Genomic DNA, 16,933 nt, shown 5'->3' with positions numbered 1-16,933 from the left:
CCTAGCGCAGGGTGTAGCCGCCGTCGGTGTACAGCGTGGAGCCCGTGGTGAAGCCGTTGGTGAAGAGAAAGACCACGGCCTGGGCTATCTCGTCCTCGGCGCCCGGGCGGCCCAGGAGCGTATTGCGGCGGTACTGGGCGAAGGCGGCCTCGCGGTCGGCGGCCGGGCGGTTCGACCACAGGTGGCCGTCCACGGTGCCGGGCGCCACCGTGTTGACCCGGACCGGGGCGAGTTCCACCGCAAGGCCCCGGCCCAGGCCCTCGATCGCGGCGTTGCAGGCGACGTAAGCGGGGGCGGGCCCGGCGGGGCGGGCCGAGGCCGCGCCCGACATCAGCACCACGGAGCCGTCCTCGGCGAGCTTGGGAGCGGCCAGGCGCACCGCGTGGTACTGGCCCCAGAACTTGGAGTCGAAGGGCGACGCGGCGTCCTCGTCGCTCAGTTCGCGCATCGGGCCGAGCCGGTAGGAGGCCGCCGAGGTGAAGAGGTGGTCGATGCGTTCGGTCCTGTCGAAGAAGGCGGCGAGCGACGCGGGGTCGCCGGTGTCCACGGTGCGCCAGGTGGCGGCCGCGCCCAGTTCGGCGGCGGCGGCCTCCAGGCGGGCCGCGGTGCGGCCGCCGAGCACGACATGGGCGCCGGCGGCCGCCACCCGGTGTGCAACCCGCAGTCCGATACCGGAGCCACCGCCGATCAGGACGACGGTACGGCCCCGGAGATCCTCGGCGCCGCCTTGGGCGGCGGGGCGTGTGGCGGTGCCGGCTGCGGCCTGAGTCATGGTGTTTCCTCGCTCACATAAGCAGTTACGGTGATCAACTCACCTCAACCGCCGGGCCGTTTGCAACATTCCCGTGGCCGGACCCGGCGGCGGGCAGGGGCGCCCGGTGGTCGAAGGCGATCAACGGATCACCGGTGAGCGGGTGTGCGGTCACCGCGGCGCGCACCCCGAAGACGTCGGCGAGCAGCTCCGAAGTGAGCACCTCGCGGGGCGGGCCGGAGGCCACCACCTTGCCCTCGTGCAGCACATGCAGCCGGTCGCACAGGGACGCCGCGGCGTTCAGGTCGTGCAGCGAGATCAGCGTCGTACGGCGCTGCGCGCGCAGCAGGGCGAGCAGCTCCACCTGGTGCCGTACATCGAGGTGGTTGGTGGGCTCGTCCAGCACCAGCACCTGCGGTTCCTGTGCGAACGCCCTGGCCAGCAGCACCCGTTGGCGCTCGCCGCCGGACAGCGCGGAGAACCGCCGGGCGGCGTGCCCGGCCATCCCGACGGCGGCCAGGGAGCGGGCCACGCACTCCCGGTCGCCGTCGTCGTCCCCCGCGAAGGCCCGCTTGTACGGCGTGCGGCCCATGGCCACCACTTCGCGCACGGTCAGTTCGAAGTCGCTGCCGCGTTCCTGTGGGAGCGCGGCGACCTGCCGGGCGGTCTGGGCCGGGGTGAGGGCGCGGATGTCGGCGCCGGCCAGCAGCACCCGCCCGGCGGTGGGCCGCAGATGGCGGTAGACGGTGCGCAACACGGTGGATTTTCCGCTGCCGTTGGGGCCGACCAGCCCTACGATCTCCCCCTCGGCCGCCACCAGGTGCACCCCCGCGACCACGTCCCGGCCCGCGTAGCCGACCCGCAGATCCTCGATCTCGACCCTCATCGGTCCGTCTCCGGCCTCTTCCGACCTGTCAACGCCCTTCATCGGTCCGTATCCGGCGCGCACCGGCCCCCTCCGCCCTTCATCGGTCCGTCTCCATCCGCCGGTCCAGGATGAACAGCAGGGCGGGCGCCCCGATCATCGCCGTGACCACGCCCACCGGCAGCTCCTGGGTGTCCATGGCCGTACGGCACACGACGTCGACGACCACCAGCAACAGCGCCCCGGTGAGCGCCGAGAGCGGCAGCAGGCGACGGTGGTCGCCGCCGACGATCAGGCGGCACAGATGCGGCACCATCAGCCCCACGAAGGCGATCGCCCCGGAGACGGATACGAGGACGCCGGTCAGCAGGCTGGTCACCACGAACAGCTCGCGGCGCAGCCGGGTGACGTCCACGCCCAGGCCGGCCGCGGTCTCGTCGCCCATGATCAGCGCGTTCAGGGAGCGGGCGCGGGCCTGGAGCACCAGCAGCCCGGCGGCCACCGCGAGCGCCGGCCGCCACAGCACGTCCCAGGTCGCCCCGCTCAGGCTCCCCATCAGCCAGAACAGCACGCTGCGGGTCTGCTCCTCGTCCCCGGCCTGCAGCACCAGATAGCTGGTGAACCCGGACAGGAACTGCCCGATGCCCACGCCCGCCAGCACCAGCCGCAGCGGCGAGAAACCCTCTCGGGAAGCACCGCCGCGCCGGGCCATGCACCACACCAGCGCAAACGCGCCGAGCGCCCCCACGAAGGCGGCCGCGGACAGCCCGAGCCCCAGCAGGCCGCCGGTGCTCGCACCCAGCACGATCGCGGCGACCGCGCCGAGGGAGGCGCCGTTGGAGATGCCCAGCAGATACGGGTCCGCCAGCGGATTGCGCACCAGCGCCTGGGTCGCCGTACCCACCAGGCCCAGCCCGGCACCGACCAGCGCGGCCAACAGGGCTCTGGGGACACGGAGTTGCCACACGATCAGGTCGCTGGTGCCCGGCCGGGGCGCCGCGCCGCCCAGGCGGCGGAGGACCACGGACCACACCTCGCCGGGTGCCAGGTCCGTGGAACCGAGCGCGACGGCGGCGGTCAGCGCCACCGCCAGTGCGACGCCCAGCCCCAGGGCGAGCGGCGCCGGGCGCACCGGGCGCCGGCCCGCGTCGGAGACCGCCGCCACTACCGCCCCGCCTTGAACGCCGCGGGGTGGATCGTGCGCGCGATCTGCTCCACCGCGTCCGCATTGCCGACCCCGGCGATCGTCGTCCGCTGCGACCCGATCCGCAGGAATTTCCCGTCCCGCACCGCCCGCAGCCCCTTGGTCGCCGGGAAGCTCTTCAGGAACGCCTCGGCCTGGTCGTATGCCTTCTCGGTGGCGGCCGCATCGCCGCGGTTGCGTACCCCGAGCTGGATCCACTCGGGGTCCTTGGCGACCACGTCCTCCCAGGAGACGGGCCGGAAGTCGCCGTCACACCCGGCAAAGATGTTGCGGGCCCCGGCCTGGGTGATCACGGCATTGGCGACCTGCTTGCCGCACACCGCCATCGGCTGCTTGGTGCCCGCATCGAAGTCGAAGAGGAAGTATCGGGGCTTCTTTCCTTCGGGCACCTTCCCCACGGCCCTGTGCACCGCGGCGACCTTCGCCCGCATTCCGGCGACGATTTCCCGCGCCCGCCCGGGGGTGCCGGTCACCGCGCCCAGCCGGGTGATGTCGCCCTCGACCCCGGACAGATCCGTCTGCGGCTTCTTGGCCATCGATGCGCATGCCGTGGAGGCGAGAGGGACGTGCTTGATTCCCGCCGCCTTGAACTCCTCCTCGGTCGGCCCGCTGCCCGCTGCGCCCATGTTCCGCATCGAGGAGAAGGTGTCGATATAGAGATCGGCTCCCGAACCGAGCAGCTTCTCCTTGGCGATGACGGACTTCCCCAGCACCGGCACCTTCTGGGCCGCCGCGTCCAGCTTCCCGGTCAGGGTGCCCTTGCCGGGCGGGAATCCGGTGCCGATGACCCGGTCGCCCACGCCCAGCCGCAGCAGCATCTCCAGCGCGGAGCCATTGCTCGTGACGATCTTGCGGGGCGCGGAGGTGAAGGTGGTCTCGGCGCCCTGGCAGTCGGCCACCTTCACCGGAAATCCGGCGGCCCCGCGCCCCGCGGCAACCGCGTCCGTCCCCGTACCACCGCCGCCACCGCACGCGGTCGCGGCCAGCGCGACGACCACCGCCATCGCGCACATTTTCCCAGGACGCATCGGACCTTCTCCCCTACGACTACGACTCATTCGCCTACAGGCCACGGACGCGGCCCGGCACAGGTAGTCGGCGGGGTGGGGGTTACGGTTCCCGGCGGGCGGAACTCAGAGTTCGAGGCCGCTGCCCTGGGGGCCGTAGAGGTCGAGCAGGCGGGAGCGGGTGCCGTGCAGCCGGTTGGCGAGCGTCTCGGCGACGTAGTGGTACATGGCCCGGCCGAGGACCGGGTCGGACTCGCACATGTCGCGGACCACCGCAGCGTCGAACTCGACCGCCTCCACCGGGCCGGCGGTCTGCGCGCCCAGGTGCCAGAGGTGGGGCGGGAAGAGCCAGGACCAGCCGAGGAGTTCGCCGCGGCCGAGGGTCTCGACGACCGCCGCCTGGCGTCCGGGGACACGCTGGTCGAGCGTGACCTGGCCGCTGCGGATGATCCAGAACCGGTCCGCCCGTTGGCCCTCCTCGAAGAGGCGGGTGGCGCGGGGCAGCGACACCTCATGGGAGATATCGGTCAGGTGGCGGCGCCGGTCGGGTGGCATCGCCTCGAACAGGTCTTTCGCTGGGGCCATCTCATCCTCCGTCTACTGCCCTGCACGATATGCCGGGATTTACGGGGATGTGGGGAATGGTGCCGCCGGGGCGGGGCGGCGCCGGGTCACGTCAGCTGACGGCGGACCAGTTCGTGGAGATGACCGCCGGTGTCGGCCAGCAGGTCGGCGGGGGCGCCCTGCTCGACGACGCGGCCGTCCGCCATGACGATGACGCGGTCGGCGTCCATGACGGTGGACAGGCGGTGGGCGATCACCAGGCGGCTGGCGCTGAGTTTGCGGGTGCTGTCGATGACGATGCGCTGGGTCTCGTTGTCCAGGGCGCTGGTGGCCTCGTCGAAGAAGAGGATGCGCGGGCGGCGGATCAGCGCCTGGGCGATCATCAGGCGCTGGCGCTGGCCGCCGGAGATCGCGCCGCCGCCGGAGATCATGGTGTGCAGGCCCATCGGCATCCGCTTGATGTCCTCGGCCAGGCCCGCCATCTCGGCCGCCGCCATGGCCTCTTCCTGGGTGAAGGCCTCGGCGCCGCAGATGCAGTCCAGGATGGAACCGGTGAGCGGCTGGGCGTTCTGCAGCACCACCCCGCACTGGCGGCGCACCGCCGCCTGGTCGAGGGCGGACAGGTCCTGGCCGTCGTACAGCACGCTGCCCGAGGTCGGCTTGTCGAAGCCGATGAGGAGCCGGAGCAGGGTGGATTTGCCGCAGCCGCTGGGGCCGACGACGGCCACGAACTCGCCGGGCCCGACCTGGAGGGAAACGTCGTCGAGGACCAGCGGGCCGTCGTCCGTGTAGCGGAAGGAGAGCTTCTTGGCCTCGATGCCGCCGGTCAGGGTGCCGGGCTGGGCGCTGGCGCCGCGCACCTCGGGAGTCTCGTCCAGGACCGGCTTGATCTGCTCGAACATCGGCAGCGCGGCGGCCGCCGAGACGAACGCGCCGGTGATCTGGGTGACCGAGGTCAGCAGCATGGTCATAGCGGTGTTGAAGGTCAGGAACGATGCGGCCGACATGCTGCCGCGGGCCGGCCCGGCCAGCAGCATGAACATGGTGAGCGCGCAGAGCGGCAGATAGACGGCGTTGAGGACGGTGGTCAGATTCTTGATCCGGCCGGCCTTCTGCTGGAGTTCGCGGGAGCGGGCGAACTCGCGGGCCCAGGCGGCGTACGCAAAGCTCTCGGCCGCGGCCACCCGCAGCTTGGGCAGGCCGCGCAGGGTCTGGAAGGCCTGGTTGTTGAGCTTGTTGCTGAGTTTGATCAGCCGTCGCTGCCAGCGCAGCTCCCACAGGCCCATGGCCAGGAACACCGCGCCGATGACGATCAGCATGCCGATCGCCGCCAGCGCCAGCGGCACGCTGAACAGGAGCAGCAGGACGAGGTTCATCACGCCGACGGTGACCGACTGCACGGCCACCGGGCCGACGCCGGACAGCACCCGCCGGATGGCGCTGATGCCCATCGCGGCGCTGGCCAGCTCTCCGGTGGAGCGTTCGGTGAAGAACTTGGTGGGCAGGCGCAGCAGCCGGTCCCAGACGGCGGGCTGGAGGGCGCTTTCGATCCGGCCTTCCATCCGCAGCACGGTGAGGTTCTGCAGCAGCATGAAGGCGGCGGAGACGATGCCGGTGATGATGACGGCGAGGGAGACCTGGACGATCAGGCTCCGTTCGGCGGCGGGGACATATTCGCCGAGCACCTTGCCGGTCGCGAGCGGGACCAGCGCGCCGATGCCGACCGTCACCAGGCCGCTGAGGGCGAGGTTGCGGACGTCCATCCGGGTGTCGCGCAGGCTGAAGCGCATCAGCCGCCACATGGTCATCGGCCGCTCGGGCAGCGGCCGGTAGAACATCACGGCGCGCGGCTCGAATTCGCCGGCGTTGTCCTTGTCGATCCGCTGGCGCAGGCCGGACGCGGGGTTGACCGCCTCGTACCGGCCGCGGCGCCACAGCAGCGCGACCGGGGCGCCGGACTTGGCGCGGTGGCCCACCAGGGGGCCGCTGTTCGTCCGCCACCAGCGGTGGTCGAGCCGGACCGCGCGGGTGCGGATGCGGGAGCTGACGGCGATCCGCTCGACGGGGCTGATGCGGTCGTTGACCGCGCCGCCCTTCGGGGGCTCGGTCAGCGTGATCCCGGCGGCCTCGGCGACGGTGCGGCAGACCGCGAAGGTGGCGTCGTCGGCGGCGCGGTCCGCCTGGGTGCCCCGGCCGCCGCGGCCCTGGCGGCCGATGGAGGCCAGCAGTGCCTGGTCCGCCCCCTCGCGGACCGCCTCGCCCGCCTTGATGCCGGCGGCCGTACGGTCCTCGTGCGCCCGCTCCAGCTGCTCGATCCACCGGTCGACGGCGGACAGCAGCCGGTACTGCTGATTGACCATCTGCTGCCACATCGCGGCGTCGACCAGCAGATCGCCCGCCGCCTCCGCGCTGTAGGAGGCGCCGTACTGCACGCTGCCACGCGGCACCGGCATCCACAGGATGTCGTCGTCGGCCACCGCGTCGTCGCCGGGCCGGCCGTCCAGCGGGGCCTCGAAGAGCACGCCCAGGCTGCGGCCGGTGCCGAGTGCGAAGGCGTGTTCCAGGGGCGTCGGCCCGCCGTCCTGGCCCCCGTAGGTGTCGCCGTAGCCGGTGTCGTACGTGCCGTACTCGCCGCCGTATTCACCGTATTCGCCGTACTCGGGGCGAGCCAGCTCGCGCAGCGGAATGCGGCGCAGCCGACAGTCCTGCGAGGGCCTGCCGAGGAGGGTGTGCTGCGGGCCCTCGACGGGGCCGAGCAGCAGGGTCCCGGTCTCGAGGCGGCCGAGGAAGTGCCAGTGGCCCTCCTGGACGGCGTCGACCGCGAAGAGGTCGAGACAGCCGCCGGTGACGAGCCACAGGACGTGCGGGCCCTCGAGCGGGACGCTGCGCAGTCCGGTGCAGTCGACGGGGGTGCCGAGGGCGCCCATCGCCTGCGTCACCGCGTCGGTCTCGCCCGGTCCCACGACCGCGGACGGGTGCATGGATGACACGTCAGTGCTCCTTGACCAGCTCGGCGTACGCGCCTCCGGCGGCGACGAGGTCCTCGTGCCGGCCGCGTTCGACGACCTCTCCGTGGTCGAGGACCACGATTTCGTCGCTGTCGCGGACCGTGCTCAGCCGGTGGGCGATGACCACGCAGGCGCAGCCGCGCCGCCGCAGGTTGTCGATGATGATCTGTTCGGTGCGGGCGTCCAGGGCGCTGGTGACCTCGTCGAGGACGAGGATGCTGGGGCGCCGGACCAGGGCGCGGGCGACCTCCAGCCGCTGCCGCTGCCCGCCGGAGAAGTTGCGGCCGTCCTGTTCGACGCGGCTGTGGATGCCGTCGGGGCGCCGGGCGATCACGTCGTCGTAGAGGGCGGCGTCGCGCAGTGCGGCGATGACGGCGTCGTCGGGGATCGAGGGGTCCCAGAGGGCGACGTTGTCGCGGACGGTGCCTTCGAAGAGGAAGACGTCCTGGTCGACGAAGGAGACGGAGGCGGCCAGCGCGCTGCGCGAGATGTCCTCCAGGCGCTGTCCGTCGATGCGGATGGTGCCTTCCCAGGGGCTGTAGAGGCCGGAGATCAGCCGCGAGACGGTGGACTTGCCGCTGCCGGAGCCGCCGACGAGGGCGACCTGGCGGCCGGGGCCGACGGCGAGGGAGAAGCCGGTGAGCAGCGGTTTGTCCAGCGGGCTGTAGCCGAAGGTGATGTTCTCCAGCGTCACATGGCCCTTGAGGCGGCGGGTGGCGCCGTCCGCGCCGGGGCGCGAGTAGAGGCTGTCGGCGGGGAAGCTTTCGACGTCCTTGAGGCGGGCCACGTCGGCGGCGAAGTCCTGGATGCGGCCGGCCACGCCGTTGAGCCGGGTGATCGGCGCGGTGAAGCGGGTGACCAGCGCCTGGAAGGCGACGAGCAGGCCGATGGAGATATGGCCCTCGACCGCCCGCAGTCCGCCGATCCACAGGATCAGGGCGCTGTTGAGCGTGGCGAGGGTGGGCGCGGCGACGGCCAGCCAGGCGCTCGGGACGCCGAGGCGCTGCTGCTCCTCAAGGGTGGCCGCGTGCTGGCCCGCCCAGCGGCGGAAGAAGCCGTTCTCGCCGCCGGTGGCCTTCATCGTCTCGATGAGCTGGAGGCCGGTGTAGGAGGTGTTGGTCAGCCGGGCGGTGTCCGCACGGAGCTTTTGGGTGTGGGTGGCCCGGATGCGGACCACGATGCGCATCGCGACGACGTTGAGCAGGGCGATGCCGATGCCGATGACGGTCAGCTGGGGGTCGTAGGTCCACAGCAGGAACGCGTACAGGACGACGACGATGCCGTCCACGCCGGCCGCGGCGAGGTCGCGGGCCAGGGTTTCGGCGACCGCGTCGTTGGACTGGAGGCGCTGGACGAGGTCGGCGGGGCTGCGCTGGGCGAAGAAGGTGACCGGGAGTCTGAGCAGATGCCGCAGGAAGCGGGCGCTGCTGAGGGTGGAGGAGATGATCCGGCCGCGCAGCAGGTTGGCCTGTTGCAGGCCGGTCAGTACGGCGGTGAGCACGACCATCGCCGCCATCGATGCAAAGAGCGGCCCCAGCAGCGAGGTCTGGTTGCCGATCAGGAACATGTCGATGTACGTACGGCTGAGCGCGGGCACCGCGGCGCCGACCGCGACCAGCAGCAGGCTGGCGAGCAGCGAGGCGAGCAGGGTGCCCTTGGTGCCGCGCAGCCGGGCGGGCACGGCGCCCATGATGCCCGGTTTGCGGCCGCCCTTTTCAAAGGACTCCGACGGCTCGAAGACCAGGGCGACGCCGGTGAAGCTGGTGTCGAAGTCCTCCATCGGCACAAAGCGGCGGCCCTTGTCGGGGTCGTTGATGTGGACGCCGCGGCGGCCGAGCTTGCGGCCCATGCCGTCGTAGACGACGTAGTGGTTGAACTCCCAGAAGAGGATGGCGGGCGCCTGGACCTCGGCGAGCGCGGCCGTTTCCATCTGCATGCCCTTGGCCGTCAGGCCGTAACTGCGGGCGGCCTTGAGCAGATTGCTGGCGCGGGAGCCGTCGCGGGAGACGCCGCAGGCGATCCGCAGCTCCTCGAGCGGCACATGGCGGCCGTAGTGCGCGAGCACCATGGCCAGCGAGGCGGCGCCGCATTCCACGGCCTCCATCTGGAGGACGGTGGGGGTGCGGACCGACCTGGGCTTCTTGGTCTTCTGGGTCTTGCGGGGCCGCTGGCTCTTCCGGGTCGGCGCCGGGGCGCCGCGGTGTGCCCGGCGGCCGCTGGGCGCGGGCTCGGGGCGGTGTCGGCGGCGGCCCGGCGGCGGCAGTTGCTGCGGAGTGGACGCGGGGGCGGCAGTGGAGTCGTTCGGTGCGCTCACGGAAGCAGCCAATCGATCGGATGCTGCTCGGCCAGGTGGACGGCGCCGCCGGCCATGGTCATGGAGTCGACCGCGAAGGGCGGTCCGTCGGAGGAGGACCAGGCGTAGCCGGACTTGGTACGGGGCGAGCGGTCCAGCTTCACCAGGACGGCGACGGGCTGGCCGTGCCGGGAGAACTGCTCGCCCAGCTGGCTGCTGCCCAGGTAGGCGCCGATCCGCTGGCGGGTCTGCGCGGTCCGGCCGACGGCCTGCACCCGGCCGCGCAGTACGCCGTACTGCTGGGTCGGCACGGACTGGACGCTGAGGTCGACCGGGGCGCCCACGGGGACCGTCGCCGCGCTCTCGGCCGGGACGTACAGCGTCGCGGTCAGGGGATCGCCGGGGCGCGCGATCCGTTCCACGGAGGCGACGTCCGCGCCGGTGGTGACGACGGAGCCGATGGTGGCGACCATGGTGGTCAGCCGGCCCGCGGCGATCGCGCGGACGATGACGGTGGTGCCGCGTGCGGTACGGACCTTGAGCACGGGCGTGTTGGCGGCGACCCGCTTGCCCTCTTCGGCGAGGACGGCGGTCACCTGGCCCGCGACGGGGCTCTGCAGGATGTAGCTGCCCTGGCCGTGGGTGAGGATGCCGGAGGCGTCGAGCGTGGAGGAGACGGTGCCGGTCACCGCCCAGAAGGCGGCGCCGATCACCACGGCGACCGTGATGATCAGTACAAGCCAGCCCTGGGGCCGGGCGAAGCGCACCGGGAGATCGATTTCCTCCGGTGACTGCAGCTTGGAAAGGGCCTGTTGGCGGAACTGCACGACACTCTTCCCTCAACTGCAAAGGTCTGTCAGGACGCCACGGACGCGGCAGTCGGCCCGGCCGCTGTGGTGGAGCCCAGCGTACGGCGCCTGTCCAGGGCACGGCAGCCGGGTGCCCCGGAACCCGGCGAAGGCCTGGCGGTTCCGGGGCAGCCGGCCGGCATGTCGGCAAGGAGGGGACGCCGACCTGCCGTTGGTCTCAGAGACCGGCGACGAGGCCCGTGATCTGGGCGGTGTTGACACCGGTCACGCCCTCGAGGGTGCCGGTGGCGGTGCCGAGGGTGCCGCCGACGTTGAGGCCCGTGGCGCCGTCAAGGGTGGAGGTGGCGGTGTCGGCCAGGTTGCCGACGAGGCCACCGGCCACGTTGTCGAGCTCGAAGTCAGCGATTTCCTGGGTCTGAATCTCGCGCATGATGATTCCTTTCGGATACGTATCTCAAATAGCTGCGACCGAGCCGTCCGGCTGAGCGGTCCGGCCGCGGCAGCAGTCGCCGGGACCTCGAAATCGAGAACCCTGTGCGACTTCCGCGGTGCGAAGGATCAAAGCATGCAGGCACGTTGGTCTGCTAATCCGACAACCGCCGATCCGGACTCCACAGCTCCGCAGAATTACCTGACGTGGACACACGTTCATAACTTGGTGGCAGCTTCTTCACATGCTCCACGGTTTCGATCTTCACAACGTGACGACGCCTTGCCCTCGAACAGGACATTCCCGCATCAACTCGCTGACGTGCAGGTCAGGGCGGGGATGATCAACAGGGGCGAGTGCGCCACCCCTGTATGCGATGTGTAGATCTTCTGAAGGTCCGCAATTTTTACGTGACCCCAGGGCGGCACACCCGGAGAACCCCAACGGAACCGCAATGGTTGCCCTCGGCGTCTATCAGGAGATGTTGCGCGCACATTGCCCGCACATGTATCGGCCGACGCTCCCGGGCGATATCACCGGGAATACACAACGTAATTCCCACGGCATGACGACAGAAACCGACGGGATATGACGGGATATCCAGAGAACGGACATAACCACATAACGGCGCTACACGTGGACGGGGCGGAAATGGGCGGTTTAAGGGGGGACGCCCGCGTCCGTCAACTCGGCCGGGCGGGCGGGGCGCCGGCCGCGGCCCGGACGTGATCCGGGTACCAGGCCGTCACCTTGACGGCCACGACGAGGAGTCCGATGGGGATGATCCAGTTGAACCAGTCCGCACCGGCATCGGTCTGCATCCCCACCAGGTAACTGACCGCACTGAGTGCGAAGACGCCGCCCCACAAGGCCGTCAGCCGCACATTGACCTTGCGGAAGAGCGGGTGGCCCCATACCTCCCGCGGGGTCTGTTCGCGCGCGTACTGCTCCGTGAACGGGACGAACGCCAGCGAACCCAACGCCACCACGGCGATGAACCCACTGGAGATGACCCGGCTGTATCGCTCCAGATCGGCGAGATCATCGGTGTCGAGAACGAGCGCCAGCACGCTCACGACGGCGAAGAAGACCAGTCCGGCCACGTTCAGCATCTTCGGAGCGCCGTGTTTGAGGTCCGGCAGAATCAGGACGACCGACGCCAGCAGCGCGGCCAGCGCGGCGTACTGCCAGGTGCTGGGAGAACTCACGACGCCGAAGATGATCCATGGCAAGAACGAGTACAGCGCCCCGCCCACGCGCCGCGTCCCGGCCGCAGCCCCCGCGGAATCCCGCTGACCGGCTGCTTGTCCGTGTGCCGAAATCGACCGGTTCACCCCTCAATTATCGGCTGGGAGGCCCGCCCGCGCATGTCCGCGCGGCACCCGCCGATGGCAGCCGGTGCCGGAGTGCGGCACCGTGGGAAGAGGCCGCAACAGGCCGGGAAGGAGCCGTACGTGGAGCCGGTCGAGGCGCTGGAACGGATCGCCTTCCTGCTGGAGCGGCAGGGGGCGGTGACCTACCGCGTACGGGCCTTCCGTACGGCCTCGGAGGTGATCGGCGGGCTGTCCGGCGAAGAGGTACGCCGGCGCGCGGCGAACGGTTCGCTGGCCCGGCTCAAAGGGCTGGGGCCCAAGACGACCCGGGTGATCGAGAAGGCGCTGTCGGGCGAGGTCCCCGACTATCTGGCGCGGCTGGAGGAGGAGGCGGGCGGGCCGCTGGTCGACGGAGAACGGGGGCAGCGGCTGCGGCGGGCGCTGCGCGGCGACTGCCATCTGCACTCGGACTGGTCGGACGGCGGCAGCCCCGTCGAGGCGATGGCCGCAACGGCCCGCGACCTCGGGCACGACTGGTGTGTGCTCACCGACCACTCCCCCCGGCTCACCGTCGCCCGCGGGCTGAGCCCGGAGCGGCTGCGCGCGCAGCTGGCGCTGGTGGCCGAGGTGAACGAGCGGCTGGCGCCGTTCCGGCTGCTGACCGGCATCGAGTGCGACATCCTCGACGACGGCGAGCTGGACCAGGAGCCGGAACTGCTGGCGGAGCTGGATGTGGTGGTGGCCTCGGTGCACTCCAAACTGCGGATGGAGGCCCGGCCGATGACCCGCCGGATGCTGGCCGCGGTCCGTAATCCGCTGGTCGATGTGCTGGGCCACTGCACCGGACGGCAGATCACCGGCAAGCTGCGCCCCGAGTCGCAGTTCGACGCCGGCGAGGTGTTCGTGGCCTGCGCCGAGCACCACACGGCCGTGGAGATCAATTGCCGGCCCGACCGCTTCGACCCACCGCGCCGGCTGCTGCGCCAGGCCGTGGACGCGGGATGCCTCTTCTCCATCGACACCGATGCCCATGCACCGGGCCAACTGGACTGGCAGATCTACGGCTGCGCCCGCGCGGAGGAGTGTGCGGTGCCCGCCGAACGGGTCATCAATACCTGGACGGCACGGCAGCTGGCCGCCTGGACGGGGAGGAGGCCGGGGCGCTGAGGCCTGTCCGATGGGTCATGGCCGGGCCCTGAGCAGACGGACTCGGGGGATCCGGCCGGGTCTCCGGACGTCGGCATGGACCGGTTCGCCGGGGCGGTCGGCTGCCGGGGCGCGGTGGACAAGCCGCCCCGGCAGCCGACTTCCTCATCAGGTCGGTGTGCCGTCGGCGGGTGTGCCGTCGGTCAAGGTGCCGTCCCATTTGACGACCGGGTGACGTGCCGCCAGTTTCCCGACGATGCCGACCATTTCCCTGGCACGCACACCTGGCAGCGAAAGCGATTTCCACGGGCTGACATCGAGGGACATCCACACCACATCATTCTTCCGCCCCATCAGGACCACCGCGCAGCGAAGGTGACCAGAGCGCAGTCGGTGCCCGTGCAGCGGCACCAAGTAGACGTCCGCGAACTCCTGCGAGTTCTTGCGCATCCAGTCGGCGTTCCCCTGGTGATTCAAGCGGGCATCGCCGGCGGCCTCCATCAGCGCGATCGCCGCCTCCGGGCGCAGTGTCTTCACCCGTCGTTCCACGGTACGAGCTGCGATCCTACGAGCCATGTGCCGCATTCGGTCACCCCCAGCCTCGGATAGAGATGGGGGTATCCCATGTGATGGAGCTCCGAGGATCTTGAGCTCGAGCGATGAGCTGCGCCATCCGACGGTTGCCTTCCATCAAGTGACCGTCATCGTGGTAGGTCATGAAGCTTCGGACTTCGTCGTCGGGGTCGAACACGGCTCGGAGTATCGCATCGTCATCAGATCGCGGTGTGCGCCGCGTTCGCACCCTCGCCGATGTCGTCGGCGAACTCCCGCATGGTGTTCGCCATTTCGCGGTAGTCGTCCTCATCCACGTTCGGCCATGACACACCGATCAGGTCGAGCAGCTCATCCGCCCTGCCCGGCAGTACGACACCCACGCGAAACGCTCCCCCGTTGATCATTTCCCGGATGATCACAGCATTCCACTGGGCCGAAGGCTGCCGAAATGCACCACGAGCCGTCCATGATCCGGGCGATGGCCAAGACCACCGGTCACCACGTCCGTCAGGCAGGGACCTGGGCCGGTACGCCGTTCCGAGGCGCAGATGTGAGGCGAGCCGTCAGGACGTACGCGGTCACCACGGCCACGATCACCAGCGGCATCACGGTGAGCCCGGAGCGTCCCAGCAGCAGAGTGGCCATCAGGACGGAGGACATCGGCAGCCGGAGCATCGCGACCATCATCGCACCGACGCCCATGGCGAAGGCGGCGGTCAGCGTCAGCCCGGCAAGGTGGGACAGCGCGACGCCGCCCACGGCACCGATGAACATCGCCGGGAAGATGGGGCCGCCGCGGAAGGCGCTCAGCGACACGCAGAACGCGAGGCTCTTGCCGGCGGCCAGCAGTACCAGCGTCGCCACCGAATGGCCGGCGGTGTCGCTGAACAGCGAGCCCAGCGCCGACTGGCCCGAATACAGCAGCTCGGACGCCGGTTCGCCGGTGGCCTCGGCGAAGGCGATCGCCAGGGCGCCGACCACGAGGCCCATCGCCACCGTGGCCGGGAGCCGGTGCCGGGCGACGCGGCCCTTGAGGAAGCGGGCGAGCCGACGGATGCCGAACCCGGCCAGAGCGCTCAGCACGCCGGTGACCAGGGCCCAGCCGAACTCCGGGAGGGTCGGTCCGGTGGCCTCGGGGACGTGGTGCAGGGTCAGCGAGTACGTACCGAGACCGGTCCAGTCCCCCAGGCCCGTGAAGATGAGCGCGCCGATCCCGGCCGCGAGCAGACCGGGCACCAGCACCACGCCGAGCAGCGCACCGCCCAGCCCCGAGGCCTCCATCAGCAGGAACGCGCCCAGGAGCGGGGAGCCGAGCAGTGCGCTGACCGCCGCGAAGCTGCCGGCGGCGCCCACCACGGAGGCGGTCTGTTCCGGTACGTCCCGCCGCAGCAGGCGTACGGCGCCGACGGCCAGCCCGCCGCCGAGCGCGATGAGCGGCGCCTCGGGGCCGAGCACCGCACCGAAGCTGAGGGTGGCCAGCGCCGCCAGCGCGATTCCGGGGAGCGCGGAGACGGCGGGGGCGGCGCCGACCGCGAATCCGTCGGCCGGTTCGTGGCCGCCGTTGCCCGGGAGGTAGCGGACGGTCAGGGCGACCAGCAGTCCGCCGACCGCGAGCATGGGCAGCGGCCACCATGCCGGGGTGCCGTCGAAGCCCAGCGCATGCGGCAGGTCGTGGAAGATCAGCGGTTCCAGCTCATGCACCAGCGCGAGAAAGCCGAACGCCACGGCACAGATCGGCAGGCCCAGCAGCGCGGCCAGCACCAGGAGCTTGAGATAGCCGCGGGTGCGCAGCAGCGCGAGCGGGTCCCGGGGCGTGGTGGGCGCCGCCCCGCCGACCGGTCCGGACGGGCCGACCGACATCCGAATCGCCTCCTCGGAGCCGGGGATTGCGCCGGGCGCCCCCTGGCCGCGGCCGTGCCGAGCCTGCCATGCGCACCCCACCACGGCGCGGAGGACGCGGCCGGGCGGCCGGGCAACCGCCTGATCCGCCGTCACCCCGAATCCGCCGTCACCCCTGATCCACTGCGGCCCCTAAGGCCCCGTCACCCCTGATCCACTGCCACCCCTGAGGCGCTGTCACCCCTGCGGCGCCGCCGCCTCCTGGAGGGCCGCCAGCACCGGGCGCAGCAGCGGATGCTGCTCGGCCCCGCGGCGGACGGCGGCGAAGACCCGCCGGGTGGGCGCCACACCGTCGACGGGGCGGACCACCACCCCCTTCAGGTCCAGATCGGCCAGCGCCGACCGCGGTACGAGGGCCACCCCGGCCGCGGCCGACGCCAGCGAGACCACGGCGCGGAAGTCGTCGGAGGAATGCTCCAGCCGCGGCTCGAATCCGGCGTACTCGCAGGCCAGGACGACCACGTCATGGCAGGGATTGCCGGGGTACGGGCCGATCCAGGGGTCGCCCGCGAGGTCGGCCACGGCCACCTGTGCCGCGTCCGCGAGGCGATGGCCGAGCGGGAGGACCGCGTCGAACGGCTCGGCGTACAAGGGGACGCGGGTCAGCCGGGGGTCGTCCGCGCGCGGCGCGCCCCGGTACTCGACGGCGACCGCCACATCGACCTGCCGGTCGAGGACCATCACCAGGCTGGCGTCGCCCTCGGCGTCCCGGACGCGGACCCGGATACCCGGTGTGGACGCGGCGAGCCCGGTGATCGCGGGCGCGACAACCAGGGAGATGCCGGTGGCGAAGGCCGCGACGGTCACCACGCCCGCCTCGCCCGAGCCGTATGCGGCCAGTTCCGACTCGGCGCGCTCCAGCTGGGCGAGGACGGCGTTGGCGTGGGTGAGCAGAATCTCGCCCGCGGCGGTCAGCGTGACACCGCGGGCGCTGCGCTCCACCAGGCGGTGGCCGGTCTCCTGCTCCAGGGCGGCCAGCTGCTGGGAGACCGCGGAGGGGGTGAGGTAGAGCGCGGCGGCCGCGGCAGTGACCGTACGGTGGTCCGCCACCGCGCGCAGGATGTGCAGCCGCCGTGCTTCGATCATGTT

Annotated in this window: 15 protein-coding genes; 1 reads left to right on the top strand and 14 read right to left on the bottom strand. The window is 71.3% G+C overall.

Annotated elements, in window-relative coordinates; all coding sequences use genetic code 11:
- Position 1: 1 nt before the first annotated feature.
- The 10 genes from AB0D04_RS18710 to AB0D04_RS18665 all read right to left on the bottom strand — a co-directional run bounded on the left by AB0D04_RS18710 (position 2) and on the right by AB0D04_RS18665 (position 12,139).
- Positions 2-772 (bottom strand): SDR family oxidoreductase, encoded by a 771-nt coding sequence (locus AB0D04_RS18710; protein WP_362704238.1) that lies wholly within the window; start codon positions 770-772, stop codon positions 2-4.
- 34 nt (positions 773-806) lie between these two features.
- Positions 807-1,637 carry an ABC transporter ATP-binding protein gene (locus tag AB0D04_RS18705; RefSeq protein WP_362704235.1) on the bottom strand — a complete coding sequence of 277 codons (831 nt, stop codon included), beginning with the start codon at positions 1,635-1,637 and terminating at the stop codon, positions 807-809.
- Positions 1,638-1,716: 79 nt separating this feature from the next.
- On the bottom strand, positions 1,717-2,781 hold the full coding sequence (locus tag AB0D04_RS18700; RefSeq protein ID WP_362704232.1) for an iron ABC transporter permease: 1,065 nt from the start codon (positions 2,779-2,781) through the stop codon (positions 1,717-1,719).
- A complete protein-coding gene (locus AB0D04_RS18695; protein ID WP_362704311.1) occupies positions 2,781-3,833 on the bottom strand; it encodes an ABC transporter substrate-binding protein in 1,053 nt (350 codons plus the stop codon). Before AB0D04_RS18695 ends, AB0D04_RS18700 begins: the two co-directional genes overlap by 1 nt.
- A gap of 120 nt (positions 3,834-3,953) precedes the next feature.
- A complete protein-coding gene (locus AB0D04_RS18690) occupies positions 3,954-4,412 on the bottom strand; it encodes a cyclic nucleotide-binding domain-containing protein (protein ID WP_362704229.1) in 459 nt (152 codons plus the stop codon).
- A gap of 86 nt (positions 4,413-4,498) precedes the next feature.
- Entirely contained in the window at positions 4,499-7,372 is a 2,874-nt protein-coding gene (locus AB0D04_RS18685) for an NHLP bacteriocin export ABC transporter permease/ATPase subunit (protein WP_362704309.1), read from the bottom strand.
- Between the two features lie 10 nt (positions 7,373-7,382).
- The gene (locus tag AB0D04_RS18680; RefSeq protein ID WP_362704227.1) at positions 7,383-9,713 is read right to left on the bottom strand and encodes an NHLP family bacteriocin export ABC transporter peptidase/permease/ATPase subunit; all 2,331 of its coding nucleotides are present in this window, start codon (positions 9,711-9,713) and stop codon (positions 7,383-7,385) included.
- Positions 9,710-10,519 carry an HlyD family efflux transporter periplasmic adaptor subunit gene (locus tag AB0D04_RS18675; RefSeq protein ID WP_362704224.1) on the bottom strand — a complete coding sequence of 270 codons (810 nt, stop codon included), beginning with the start codon at positions 10,517-10,519 and terminating at the stop codon, positions 9,710-9,712. Before AB0D04_RS18675 ends, AB0D04_RS18680 begins: the two co-directional genes overlap by 4 nt.
- A gap of 199 nt (positions 10,520-10,718) precedes the next feature.
- Positions 10,719-10,931, bottom strand: coding sequence for a type A2 lantipeptide (locus tag AB0D04_RS18670; RefSeq protein ID WP_362704222.1), 213 nt, complete (start codon positions 10,929-10,931; stop codon positions 10,719-10,721).
- A gap of 683 nt (positions 10,932-11,614) precedes the next feature.
- A complete protein-coding gene (locus tag AB0D04_RS18665; protein WP_362704220.1) occupies positions 11,615-12,139 on the bottom strand; it encodes a hypothetical protein in 525 nt (174 codons plus the stop codon).
- A gap of 246 nt (positions 12,140-12,385) precedes the next feature.
- On the opposite strand from AB0D04_RS18665, the gene AB0D04_RS18660 reads away from it, so the two are divergent.
- Positions 12,386-13,411, top strand: coding sequence for a PHP domain-containing protein (locus tag AB0D04_RS18660; protein ID WP_362704218.1), 1,026 nt, complete (start codon positions 12,386-12,388; stop codon positions 13,409-13,411).
- A 147-nt stretch (positions 13,412-13,558) separates the two neighbouring features.
- Here the strand turns inward: AB0D04_RS18660 and AB0D04_RS18655 are convergent, their stop codons facing one another.
- From AB0D04_RS18655 to AB0D04_RS18640, 4 genes are all read right to left on the bottom strand, one after another.
- Positions 13,559-13,927 (bottom strand): hypothetical protein, encoded by a 369-nt coding sequence (locus AB0D04_RS18655; protein ID WP_362704216.1) that lies wholly within the window; start codon positions 13,925-13,927, stop codon positions 13,559-13,561.
- Between the two features lie 236 nt (positions 13,928-14,163).
- Positions 14,164-14,325, bottom strand: coding sequence for a hypothetical protein (locus tag AB0D04_RS18650; protein ID WP_362704215.1), 162 nt, complete (start codon positions 14,323-14,325; stop codon positions 14,164-14,166).
- A 127-nt stretch (positions 14,326-14,452) separates the two neighbouring features.
- Positions 14,453-15,805, bottom strand: coding sequence for a chloride channel protein (locus AB0D04_RS18645; protein ID WP_362704213.1), 1,353 nt, complete (start codon positions 15,803-15,805; stop codon positions 14,453-14,455).
- 216 nt (positions 15,806-16,021) lie between these two features.
- On the bottom strand, positions 16,022-16,930 hold the full coding sequence (locus AB0D04_RS18640) for a LysR substrate-binding domain-containing protein (RefSeq protein WP_362704212.1): 909 nt from the start codon (positions 16,928-16,930) through the stop codon (positions 16,022-16,024).
- Between the last annotated feature and the right edge of the window lie 3 nt (positions 16,931-16,933).

It is taken from the genome of Streptomyces sp. NPDC048483 (assembly GCF_040651455.1).
In the GTDB taxonomy this organism is placed as follows: Bacteria; Actinomycetota; Actinomycetes; order Streptomycetales; family Streptomycetaceae; genus Streptomyces.
Note: the sequence above shows the minus strand (reverse complement) of the source record. Positions and strands in the feature narration are given on the sequence as shown.